Genomic DNA, 11924 nt, shown 5'->3' with positions numbered 1-11924 from the left:
AGCCAAAGAGGAAGTCAAGTTCGGGCCCGGTCGCTGGGGATCGGAGGCGCCGTTCGCTCCGCGCGACGGTTCGACCGATGAAAGCGACGGCTATCTGATCTGCTTCGTCAACGACGAGGTGCAGAATCGCGGCGAAATCAACGTCTTCGACGCCTCCGACGTCGCCGCCGGACCGCTTGCACGTGTGCTGCTGCCGCAGCGAGTTCCCTCCGGCTTCCACGCTTGCTGGATTAGAGGCGAGCAACTCGCGACACGTACTGCCACCGGCGCGGCGTCGAGCCGATGATCGTGGTGTGTCCCCGGTCGCGTTTTCCGCTGCGGTGGCACGATGCGGTACGAATGACGGGTGGCTGAACCGACCATTGCGCTGCTGTCGACGTCCGACACCGACTTGATCGGTGCCCGTTCCAGCGGCAAGAACTACCGGTGGGCCAACCCGTCGCGGCTGTCCGAAGACGAGCTGCATGCCCTGCTGGCCGACACCTCGATCGTGGTGGTGCGGATTCTCGGTGGTTACCGCGCCTGGCAGAACGGCATCGACACGGTGATCGCCAGTGGGCTCCCGGCCGTCCTGGTCAGCGGCGAGCAGGCCGCCGACGCGGAATTGACCGGCCTGTCGACGGTCGCTGCCGGCATCGCGGTGCAAGCCCACATCTACTTGGCCCACGGCGGCATGGACAACGTGCGCCAGCTGCACGCCTTCTTGTCGGACACCGTGCTGATGACCGGCTACGGGTTCACCGAACCGGTGCCGACACCCACTTGGGGTGAGCTTGACCGTGCGGATGCCGGCGTCACCTCAGGCCCGACGATCGCGGTGCTCTATTACCGCGCGCAGCAGTTGGCCGGGAACACCGGCTACGTCGAGGCGCTGTGCCGGGCGATCGAGGACGCCGGCGCCCGGGCGCTCCCGCTCTACTGTGCGTCACTGCGCACCGCCGAGCCCGAACTGCTGGAAAGACTCGGTGCGGCCGACGCCATGGTGGTCACTGTCCTCGCGGCCGGGGGACTGAAGCCGGCCACGGTGTCCGCCGGCGGTGATGATGACGGCTGGAATGTCGAACACCTTGCTGCCCTGGATATTCCGATCTTGCAGGGCCTGTGTCTCACCAGCCCGCGCGGGCAATGGCTGGACAACGACGACGGCCTGAGTCCCCTCGACGTGGCCACCCAGGTCGCGGTGCCCGAGTTCGACGGACGCATCATCACGGTGCCGTTCTCGTTCAAGGAATTCGACGACGACGGTCTCGTCTCCTATGTGGCCGATCCGGAACGCTGCGCCCGGGTTGCAGGTCTGGCGATCCGGCATGCGCGGCTGCGGCACGTCGCGCCGGCCGACAAGCGCGTGGCGCTGGTGTTCTCGGCGTACCCCACCAAACACGCCCGCATCGGCAATGCGGTAGGGCTGGACACTCCCGCCAGCGCGGTCGCGCTGCTGGCGGCGATGCGCGAGCACGGCTACCGGGTGGGCGAGTTGCCCGGTGTGGAGAACGGCGACGGCGACGCGCTGATCCACGCCCTGATCGAACGCGGCGGCCAGGACCCCGACTGGCTCACCGACGGGCAGTTGGCCGGAAACCCGATTCGGTTGTCCGCCAGCGACTATCGTCAGTGGTTCGGCACCCTGCCGGCCGAGCTGACCGAGGCCGTGGAGAGGCACTGGGGTCCGCCGCCCGGCGAGCTGTTCGTGGATCGCACCAACGACCCCGACGGTGAGATCGTCATCGCCGCAATGCGATCCGGCAACCTGGTGGTGTTGGTCCAGCCACCCCGGGGATTCGGCGAGAACCCGGTCGCCATCTACCACGACCCGGACCTACCGCCCAGCCATCACTATCTTGCCGCCTACCACTGGCTGGACGCGGGTTTCGGCGCGCACGCGGTGGTGCATCTGGGCAAACACGGCAACCTGGAATGGCTGCCGGGCAAGACGCTGGGCATGTCGGCCGTCTGCGGGCCCGACGCCGCGCTGGGGAACCTGCCGTTGATCTACCCCTTCCTGGTCAACGACCCCGGCGAGGGGACCCAAGCCAAGAGACGGGCGCACGCGGTGCTCGTCGACCACCTGATTCCGCCGATGGCGCGCGCCGAGACCTACGGCGACATCGCGCGTCTGGAGCAGCTGCTCGACGAGCACGCCAACGTGGCCGCACTGGATCCGGCCAAGCTGCCCGCCATACGCCAGCAGATCTGGACGCTGATGCGGGCCGCGAAAATGGACCACGACCTCGGACTGTCCGAACGTCCGGAAGAGGACTCGTTCGACGACATGCTGCTGCACGTCGACGGCTGGTTGTGCGAGATCAAGGACGTCCAGATTCGCGACGGCCTGCACATCCTGGGGCAGAAGCCCAAGGGTGCAATCGAACTCGACCTGGTTCTGGCGATTCTGCGGGCCCGGCAGTTGTTCGGGGGCGGATGCACGCTACCCGGTTTGCGCCAGGCGCTCGGGCTGGCCGAGGACGGTACCGACGAACGAACCTCGGTCGATCGCGCCGAGGCCATCGCCCGGGAACTGGTCGCGGCGCTGCAGGCCACCGGTTGGGATGCCGATGCCGTTGACCGGCTCACCGACAACCCTGACGCCGCGGCGGTGCTGCGGTTCGCGGCCACCGAGGTCGTGCCCCGGCTCGCCGGCAGCGCCGCCGAGATCGAGCAGGTGCTGCGGGCGTTGGACGGCCACTTCATCCCGGCCGGCCCCTCGGGCTCGCCGCTGCGCGGTCTGGTCAACGTGCTGCCCACCGGGCGCAATTTCTACTCGGTGGACCCCAAGGCAGTGCCGTCTCGGCTCGCATGGGAAGCCGGTGTGGCGCTGGCTGATTCGTTACTCACCCGGTATCGCGACGACCATGGACGGTGGCCGCAGTCCGTGGGGCTGTCGATGTGGGGCACCTCGGCGATGCGCACTGCGGGCGACGACATCGCCGAAGTGCTCGCGCTGCTGGGTGCTCGGCCGGCGTGGGACGATGCATCACGGCGCGTTGTCGGTCTGACGCCGATCACCCTGGCCGAGCTGGGCCGCCCGCGCATCGACGTGACCGTGCGCATCTCGGGGTTCTTCCGGGACGCCTTCCCGCACGTGGTCACGATGCTCGACGACGCGGTGCGGCTGGTCGCCGACCTCGACGAGCCCGCCGACGACAATTACGTGCGGGCGCACGCCCAGGCCGACCTGGCCCAGCATGGCGACCAGAGACGTTCCACCACAAGAATATTCGGTTCGAAGCCGGGTACCTACGGTGCGGGGCTGCTGCAGCTGATGGACAGTCGCAACTGGCGTGACGACGCCGACCTTGCCGCGGTCTACACGGCCTGGGGCGGGTTCGCCTACGGGCGCGGCCTGGACGGTCGGGAGGCGGTCGACGACATGAACCGGCAGTACCGACGTATCGCGGTGGCCGCGAAGAATACCGACACCCGCGAGCACGACATCGCCGACTCCGACGACTACTTCCAGTACCACGGCGGCATGGTGGCCACGGTGCGGGCGCTGACCGGGCAGGCGCCTGCCGCCTACATCGGCGACAACACCAGACCCGATGCGATCCGCACCCGCACGCTCGGCGAGGAGACCACGCGCGTCTTCCGCTCGCGGGTGGTCAACCCACGTTGGATGGCGGCGATGCGCCGCCACGGCTACAAGGGCGCGTTCGAGATGGCCGCGACCGTCGACTACCTGTTCGGCTACGACGCCACCGCGGGTGTAATGGCCGATTGGATGTACGAACAGCTCACCGAGCGTTACGTTCTGGACCAGGAGAACCGCAAGTTCATGGCGGAGTCCAATCCGTGGGCGCTGCACGGCATGGCCGAGCGACTGCTGGAGGCCGCCGGGCGCGGCATGTGGGCCGACCCGCAGCCGGAGACGCTCGACGGCCTGCGCCAGGCACTGCTGGAAACCGAGGGTGACCTCGAGGGCTAATCGGACTTCGTCTGGCGGGCCGAACGTGACATTGCGGTCACTCTCGGCCCCCAGCGTGACTGCAGGTTCACGCTCGAGCCGGCTCGGCGGTAGGTTGACGCGGTAGGTTGACGATGTGACGCCTACCTTCGACGAACTCGCCACCTCGCAGTACGTTCTGCTGACCACGTTCACCAAGGACGGCCGGCCCAAGCCGACGCCGGTCTGGGCGGCGGCCGACGGAGACCGGCTGCTGGTGATCACGCAGGAGAAGTCCTGGAAGGTCAAGCGGATCCGCAACACCCCTCGGGTGACGTTGGCCGCCTGCGACATGCGCGGCAATCCTCAAGGCGAGGCCGTCGAAGGCAGCGCGGCCGTCCTCGACAAGTCTCAGACCCCCGCCGTCTACGACGCGATCGGCAGCCGTTACGGCATCGTGGGCAAGGTGTTCAATCTCTTCAGCAAGCTGCGCGGCGGGATGACGAAAAACGTCGGCCTCGAGCTCAGGCTCGCCGAGAGCCCCTTTCCCGGCTAGTTCCCCAGGGGCGGTTGCCCGAGGTGCTGGCGGAAGAAGGAGAACACCCGGCTCCACGCATCCGCGGTGGCCGCCTGGTCATAGCCGAAGCCGGTCACGCGTAACAGCGGCTGGGCGGGAAGCTTGTTGGCGAAGCTGTGTCCGGCGTGGGGGTACACCTTGATGTCGGCGGTCAGCCCCATGGCGTCGGTTGTTTCGCGCAGGCGGGCCGGCGCGCCGACTCCGAGCGGGTCGCGAGCCCCGAAGCTGGCCACGATCGGGCACGCGCCGTCCAGCGTCTTGTCGAGGTCGCGGGGCAGGGGAGTGCCATAGAACGGCGCCGCGGCGCCGAATCCTTTGGGCGACATCACCAGGGCGAACTGACCGCCCATGCAGAAGCCCGCGATGCCGATCCGTCCGGTGCACTCGGGCATGGCCTTCAGGTGGTCGCGGGTGGCCAGGATGTCGTCGAGGGAGCGACCCCGCTGTGTCAGCACTTCCCGGATGACCCGGGTGACGCAGCGGGCGCGACCGCCCCGGGCGTACAGGTTCGGCGTGACCGCCACGTACCCGGCCCGGGCGATCCGCTCGTTGGTCGCCTCCTTGTCGGGGCCGTAACCGAATGCGTCGTGGATCACCACCACGCCAGGCCAGGGGCGCTGCCCCGGCGGCAGGCTCAGCAGCGCATCGATCGGTCCGTCCGGGGTGTCGATCTCGATCGTGGTCATAGCGTCATCTAAACGCAGCCGCGTTGTGCGCCAGGGAACTCCGGCCCGCCCCGCGGACGTTGGCCTCACATGCTGCGGCGGTTGGTGCTGATATATGCCGTCGTCGAACTCGTGGCGGTCATCGCGCTGGTGTCGACGATCGGGTTCGGCTGGACCGTGGTGGTGGTGATGGCCACTTTCGTGCTCGGGTGGGCGCTCGCGGTGCCGATGGCGGGTTCGCAGCTGATCCACCAGGTGGGGCAGCTGCGGTCCGGGCCGCGTCAACCCCAACGCGCATTGAGCGACGGCGCGTTGCTGACGCTGGCCGCGGGCCTGTTCGTGGTGCCGGGTCTGGTCACGACCGCGTTGGGGGTCTTGCTTCTGGTGCCCCCGATCCGGGCCGTCGCCGGCCCCGGCCTGGCCGCGGTGACGATGCGTGGTCTGCGGCGTCGCGTGCCGTTGATCACTCCTGTGGCCTGGGGGGCCTTCGTGGGCGACCTGCGCCCTCACCAGGCTGGCGACCACGGCGACTTCATCGACGGCGAGGTCATCGACGTCATCGACGGCGAGCCGCTGACGTTGCTGCCGAAGGCCGTCGTGTTCGGGGACCGCTCCTCGCAAAGTCCGTGCTGATCGCCCAGTCCGTCGGCGCGCCCAGGTTGGCTAGGTTTGGCTGGTGACCAAGCTGCTGGTCAACGGCCGGGTGCACAGCCCGACCCATCCGGAGGCCACCGCCATGGCGGTGCGTGGCGACGTCGTCGCCTGGCTGGGCAGCGACGCGGTCGGTCGTGAGCGATTCCCAGATGCTGCCGTCGAGGACCTCGAGGGCGGGTTCGTCGCGCCGGCTTTCGTGGACAGTCATGTCCACCTCGGCGCGACCGGCCTGATGCTCAGCGGCTTGGACCTGCGGGCGGCCACGTCGCGGGCGCAGTGTCTGAAGATGGTCGGTGACTATGCGGCCGCCCACCCCGGCTTAGCGGTGTGGGGTCATGGCTGGGACGAATCGGCGTGGCCGGCGAACGCCGCCCCCAGCACCGCCGACCTCGACGGCGTGCTCGGCGATCGGCCCGCCTACCTCGCCCGCGTCGACGTCCACTCCGCCCTCGCCTCGACCGCGCTGCGCGGGCTGGTCCCCGGCCTGGCCGCCGCCGCCGGCTTCAGCGCCGAGCAGCCGCTGGTCGGTGACGCCCATCACCTGGCCCGGGCCCTGGCCCGCAACTTGCTCACCGACTCGCAACGGGCCGCGGCGTTCGACGCGGCGCTGCGGGCCGTCGCCGCGTCCGGGATCGTTGCCGTGCACGAATGCGCAGGTCCCGAGATCGGCGGTCTCGACGACTGGTTGAGGCTGCGCGCGCTCAGCCAGAACGTCCGGGGTGTCGAGGTGATCGGCTACTGGGGTGAGGCGGTCACCACCCCGGCGCGGGCCCGCGCCCTGCTAGAGGAGACCGGCGCCCGCGGGCTGGCCGGCGACCTGTTCGTCGACGGGGCGCTGGGGTCGCGCACCGCCTGGCTGCACGAGCCCTACACCGACGCCCCCGACGTGGTCGGAAACTGCTATTTGGACCACGGCGACGTCGAGGCGCACGTGCGAGCCTGCACGCGGGCTCGGGTCACGGCCGGCTTCCATGTCATCGGCGATGCCGCGGTCGCGGCCGTCGTCGCCGCGTTCGGGGCAGTCGTCGACGATCTGGGTGTGCTCGCAGTCGCCCGTTGCGGGCACCGCCTCGAGCACCTGGAGATGATCACCGCCGAGCAGGCCGCCAAACTGGGCGCCTGGGGTGTCATCGCCAGCGTTCAACCCCAGTTCGACGCGCTGTGGGGCGGCCCCACCGGTATGTACGCGCGGCGGCTTGGCGCCGAGCGAGGCTGCCGGCTCAACCCGCTCGCGCTGTTAGCATCCCAAGGCGTGCCCCTCGCCCTCGGTTCCGATGCCCCGGTCACCGGCCTGGACCCGTGGGCAAGCGTCCGCGCGGCGGCCAACCATCGCACCGCGGGAAGCTCACTCTCGCCGCGGGCCGCATTCGCCGCCGCGACCCGCGGGGGCTGGCGGGCGAGCGGAGTGCTCGAAGCGAAGGCGGGAACCCTGGTGCCCGGTGCGCCGGCGTCGTACGCCGTGTGGGACGTCGGGACGCTGGAGACCCCCGCGGCGCGGGACGGCGCCCAGCGCTGGTCCACCGACCCGCGTTCCCGGGTTCCGGCGTTGCCGCGCCTGCGGCCCACCGACCCCACGCCGCGCTGTCGGCAAACCGTACATCGGGGCGTGGTGATCCATGGCTAGGCGCTGGTTCGGGGGTAAGGCGCGCCGCGCCGCCGGCGAGACCATCCCGGCCGACGAGGGGGCTGCGGCCGGGCCGACCGTCGATGACACCGCGTCCGAGCCGTCGGACGCGCCGTCGGAACCGGCGGACGCGCCGTCGGAACCGGCGGACGCGCCGTCGGAACCGCCGACGGGGGAAAACGCAACCCCCGTCGCTCCTACCGGTCCACCCCTGGCCGCGCGGCTGGCCGCCACGACTCGCCGCGCGGCGGTGGCCCTGGGTACCGCCGCGCTCGTCAGGCTGCCTGCCGTTCGGGCCGCGCTACGGCCCCGGCTGAACCGATTGCTGCTCGCCGTCGCGGGCGGCCTTTTGCTGTGCACCAGTTTCCCGCCACGGAACCTGTGGTGGGCCGCCGTCGTCGCCGTCACGCTGCTGGCCTGGGTCCTCACGCACCGCGCTACGTCACCGGTGGGCGGCTTCGGCTATGGATTCCTGTTCGGCCTGGCCCTCTACCTGCCGCTGCTGCCGTGGATCAGCGCTCTGGTGGGCGCCATGCCCTGGCTGGTGCTGGCGACGGCATGCGCGTTGTTTCCGGGACTTTTCGGATTGTTCGCCGTCGTGGTGCGACGGCTGCCCGGTTGGCCGATCTGGTTTGCGGTGCTGTGGTCGGCACAGGAGTGGTTGAAGGCCCACTATCCGTTCGGCGGCTTCCCGTGGGGGTCGGTCGCGTTCGGCCAATCCGACGGGCCTTTCCTCCCGTTGGCCCAGCTCGGTGGTGTAGCGCTGCTCTCGACGGCGATCGTGCTGGTGGGCGTCAGCGTGGCGGCGATCGCGCGGGAAATCGTCGCGTGGTGGCAGCGCGGCGCGCACCTGGGAGCCCGCACCCGCGGCGCAGCCGAGCGGCCGCCCGCGGTCGTGTTGCCCGGCGTGTGCATCTGCGCGGTGTTGCTCGCCGGGGTCGCCGTCTGGCCCCAGGTGCGGCGCGCGGGGACGGGAGCGGGCGGGGAACCGTTGGTCACCGTCGCGGCCGTGCAGGGCAACGTGCCGCGACTGGGCCTCGGTTTCAACGAGCAACGACGCGCGGTGCTGGACAACCACGTCCGGGAAACGCTGAGGCTGGCCGAGGACGTGCGGGCGGGGGTAGCCCCGCAACCTCAGTTCGTGATCTGGCCGGAGGACTCGTCCGACATCGATCCGCTGGTCAACGCCGACGCTGCCCAGCAGATCGCGAAAGCCGCCACGGCCATCCATGCCCCGATCCTCGTCGGCACCGTGCTCGGGATCCCGGGCCGCCCGCAGGATGACCCCGAATTCACCAACACCGTCATCGTCTGGAACCCGGTCACCGGACCGGCCGATCGCCACGACAAAGAGATCGTGCAACCGTTCGGCGAGTACCTGCCGATGCCGTGGCTGTTCAGACACCTCTCCGGATACGCGGGCCTGGCCGGCCACATGGTGCCGGGCCGAAGCAGCGGCGTCGTCCACATCGGCGGGGTGCCGGTCGGGGTGGCGACCTGCTGGGAGGTCATCTTTGACCGTGAGCCGCGCGAAGCGGTCCTGCACGGCGCCCAGCTGCTGGCCGTGCCCAGCAACAACGCCACCTTCAACAAGACGATGAGTGAGCAGCAGCTGGCGTTCGCCAAGGTCCGGGCTGTCGAGCACGACCGTTACGTCGTGGTCGCCGGTACCACCGGCGTCAGTGCGGTGATCGCACCGGACGGCGGCGAGTTGGCGCGCACGGAGTTCTTCGAGCCCGCCTATCTCGACACGCAGGTGCGGCTCAAGACCACGCTGACGCCGGCAACCCGGTGGGGTCCGACCCTGCAATGGATTCTGGTCGCAGTGGCCGGAGCGGTCGTTCTGGCCGGGATACGGCACAATAGGTGGTTCCCGCGTCCGATTCGACTCCGGTCCAGGCCGGTCGAACCGGACGACGACGCACCTCCCGACGAGGGCGGTTCGGATACTTCGCAGGATCCACCGCCGGATGACGGCTGCGACGAGGTCCCGCCCGCCGAGGGTGGTGACTGAACTCCGCTCCACCGGAGCGGGCCCCAACCGCGTTATTTCGGGCGACACAGAGGAGCTCAATGACCACCGCCCCGCCGGCGCCGCAAGCCCCGGGCGACCGTCCAAGCCAGCGCACGCTGGTGATCATCCCGACGTTCAACGAGCGGGAGAACCTGCCGCTGATCCACGAGCGGTTGACAACCGCGTGCCCGGGAGTGCATCTGCTCATCGTCGACGACAGCAGCCCGGACGGCACCGGCCAGCTCGCCGACGAGCGCGCAGCCGCCGATCCAGGTCGGACGTTTGTGCTGCACCGCACCGCCAAGGACGGTTTGGGCGCCGCCTACCTGGCGGGTTTTGCCTGGGGTCTGAGCCGGGGTTACTCAGTGCTGGTGGAAATGGACGCGGATGGCAGTCACGCGCCCGAACAGCTGCACCGCTTGTTGGAGGCCATTGATGCGGGCGCCGACCTGGTCATCGGTTCGCGCTACGTCGACGGCGGGACGGTACGGAACTGGCCGTGGCGGCGGCTGGCGCTGTCCAAGACCGCCAACACTTATTCGCGGGTGGCGCTCGGTATCGGGGTCCACGACATCACCGCCGGCTACCGCGCCTATCGTCGCGAGGTGCTCGAGGCGATCGAACTGGACCGAGTGGAGTCGAAGGGTTATTGCTTCCAGATCGATCTGACCTGGCGCACCGCGTGCAACGGGTTCGTCATCGTCGAGGTGCCGATCACCTTTACCGAACGCGAACTGGGCGTGTCGAAGATGAGCGGATCCAACATCCGCGAAGCGCTGATCAAGGTCAGCCGCTGGGGCTTCGAGGGGCGGAGGTCACGCGCCCGCGGGATACGCGCACCCGATCGCGCCTGACGGCCCACGCAGCACGGGTCAGCCGCGGCGGCGCGACCTGATCAGCTCGAGACGCTCTTTGAGCAGTTCTTCGAGCTCTTCGACGGAGCGGCGCTCCAGCAGCATGTCCCAGTGGGTGCGCGGCGGCTTGACCTTTTTCGGCTCGGGCAGGTTGCCCTCGATCAAGGTGCCTTCCATGCCGTTCCGGCACAACCAGGTGCCGGGGATCTCGGCGTCGTCGGCGAACGGGACTTCGAACTCCTCGCCGTTCTCGGTGCGGTAACGCGCCAGTTGGCGGGGTGCCAGGTCGTGGTTGCGGTCGGTCTCGTAGCTGACGGCGCCGAGGCGACTACCCCGTAAGACTCGATCAGCCATTGGTGCTACTCCTTTGGACCTCTGAGCTTGGGTGCGCTCTGTCGTGGCAATCTCTTCGCATGGCGAACGCCGCGACGACCCGTCGAGTTCCCTGGAGCCCGGCGCGGGTGCGCGCGACGCGTCCTCTCATGGTACCCGCATAGCGGCCCGATGAGCGTTGAGCGGGTTAAAGTCGCAGGTGTGACTCGTCGCGACCGCCTCCACCCGTGCCGCTGGTGCGGCCGGGACGTCGCCGATGCCGCGATGGGCCGCCGTCGCCAGTACTGCCGGCAGTCCTGCCGGCAGCGGGCATACGAGCAGCGGGCGTCGCTGAGCCGTGCCGGGGGCGGCGCCGTGCCCGAGGACGCCGTGGTGCTGTCGGCGGACGACGCCGTGGATCTCGCCGACCGGGTCTACCAGGTGCGATGTGCGGCCGAAGACGTCGCCACCGCGCTCGACGAGGGTGCCGGGGCAGCGGAACTTCGCGAGCTGTGCGACACGCTGATCGCAGCCGCCCGGGCCGCCGACGGCTGGCGCAGAGTCGGGACCTGACCGTGTCCTTGGCGCGCGGGTGCGCCCTTGGCCGCGTGACCCCCGTTGACCACCTGCCGGGTACAGTCGCGCCATGGACGGCGCGCCGACCACATCCCCGTTTCCCGGGGTCAGCGGGACAAAACAGGCACCTGGCTCGTTGGCGCGTGCCGTCGTCTGGGCTCGCAGAAAGCCTTCCATGTGTCGATGCCGGTCCTGCTCGAGAAGCCGGAAGTGTCGGACGTTTTGAAATCCTTCCGGAGTTGGCCATACTCACCAGCGAACTTGGGTCGGAGAGCAGCACGACGCTGGTCGTATAGACCGCGACATCGCGTCGCACGGCAGCTCCGGTGACTCGGCGACAGCCACATCCGGCGGGCCACAGCCACCACTAGGCGAAGGTTAGGGCGAGAGGTAGTAATGGTCGATCAACTTCAGCATGCGACCGAGGCGCTGCGTAAAGCGCTGGGGCAGGTGGAACGCCTGAAGCGCACCAACCGCGCGTTGCTGGAACGGTCGAGCGAGCCGATCGCGATCGTCGGGATGTCGTGTCGTTTCCCGGGCGGGGTCGACACCCCGGAAGACCTGTGGCAGATGGTTGCCGACGGACGGGACGTCATGTCGGGTTTCCCGACCGATCGCGGTTGGGATCTGGCCGGATTGTTCGACCCCGACCCCGATGCGCGACACAAGACCTACACCCGTACCGGCGGTTTCGTCGAGAACGTGGGCAACTTCGATCCGGGGTTCTTCGGGATCGGCCCGAGCGAGGCGCTGGCCATGGACCCCCAG

9 protein-coding genes and 1 pseudogene are annotated in these 11924 nt (G+C 69.4%); 8 read left to right on the top strand and 2 right to left on the bottom strand.

Annotated elements, in window-relative coordinates; translation table 11 throughout:
* From ACOJVU_RS13530 to ACOJVU_RS13520, 3 genes are all read left to right on the top strand, one after another.
* Nucleotides 1-286, top strand: a 286-nt coding sequence (locus tag ACOJVU_RS13530) for a carotenoid oxygenase family protein (RefSeq protein WP_421530237.1), incomplete at its 5' end; no start/stop codon positions are given.
* Nucleotides 287-346: 60 nt separating this feature from the next.
* A complete protein-coding gene (gene cobN / locus ACOJVU_RS13525) occupies nt 347-3922 on the top strand; it encodes a cobaltochelatase subunit CobN (RefSeq protein WP_421530236.1) in 3576 nt (1191 codons plus the stop codon).
* 115 nt (nt 3923-4037) lie between these two features.
* Entirely contained in the window at nt 4038-4436 is a 399-nt protein-coding gene (locus tag ACOJVU_RS13520; protein WP_421530235.1) for a PPOX class F420-dependent oxidoreductase, read from the top strand.
* Here the strand turns inward: ACOJVU_RS13520 and ACOJVU_RS13515 are convergent.
* Nucleotides 4433-5143 (bottom strand): dienelactone hydrolase family protein, encoded by a 711-nt coding sequence (locus tag ACOJVU_RS13515; RefSeq protein WP_421530234.1) that lies wholly within the window; start codon nt 5141-5143, stop codon nt 4433-4435. The genes ACOJVU_RS13520 and ACOJVU_RS13515 overlap by 4 nt on opposite strands.
* A 69-nt stretch (nt 5144-5212) precedes the next feature.
* Between ACOJVU_RS13515 and ACOJVU_RS13510 the strand changes: the two genes are divergently transcribed.
* The 3 genes and pseudogenes from ACOJVU_RS13510 (at nt 5213) to lnt (ending at nt 10268) form a co-directional block, all read left to right on the top strand.
* Nucleotides 5213-5755, top strand: a complete 543-nt coding sequence (locus tag ACOJVU_RS13510) for an FxsA family protein (protein ID WP_421530233.1) — start codon at nt 5213-5215, stop codon at nt 5753-5755.
* A gap of 103 nt (nt 5756-5858) precedes the next feature.
* Nucleotides 5859-7400, top strand: coding sequence for an amidohydrolase (locus tag ACOJVU_RS13505; protein WP_421530238.1), 1542 nt, complete (start codon nt 5859-5861; stop codon nt 7398-7400).
* Between the two features lie 250 nt (nt 7401-7650).
* Nucleotides 7651-10268: pseudogene (lnt, locus tag ACOJVU_RS13500) on the top strand (apolipoprotein N-acyltransferase).
* Nucleotides 10269-10286: 18 nt separating this feature from the next.
* Here the strand turns inward: lnt and rbpA are convergent.
* The gene (rbpA, locus tag ACOJVU_RS13495) at nt 10287-10622 is read right to left on the bottom strand and encodes an RNA polymerase-binding protein RbpA (RefSeq protein ID WP_421530232.1); all 336 of its coding nucleotides are present in this window, start codon (nt 10620-10622) and stop codon (nt 10287-10289) included.
* A gap of 180 nt (nt 10623-10802) precedes the next feature.
* Between rbpA and ACOJVU_RS13490 the strand changes: the two genes are divergently transcribed.
* Both ACOJVU_RS13490 and ACOJVU_RS13485 read left to right on the top strand, forming a co-directional pair.
* Nucleotides 10803-11153 carry a hypothetical protein gene (locus ACOJVU_RS13490; protein WP_421530231.1) on the top strand — a complete coding sequence of 117 codons (351 nt, stop codon included), beginning with the start codon at nt 10803-10805 and terminating at the stop codon, nt 11151-11153.
* A 399-nt stretch (nt 11154-11552) separates the two neighbouring features.
* Nucleotides 11553-11924: beta-ketoacyl synthase N-terminal-like domain-containing protein (locus tag ACOJVU_RS13485; protein ID WP_421530230.1), on the top strand; the 372-nt coding region annotated here is incomplete at its 3' end.

The sequence above is a fragment of the Mycobacterium sp. THU-M104 genome (assembly GCF_049197365.1).
Taxonomy (GTDB): Bacteria; Actinomycetota; Actinomycetes; order Mycobacteriales; family Mycobacteriaceae; genus Mycobacterium.
Note: the sequence above shows the minus strand (reverse complement) of the source record. Positions and strands in the feature narration are given on the sequence as shown.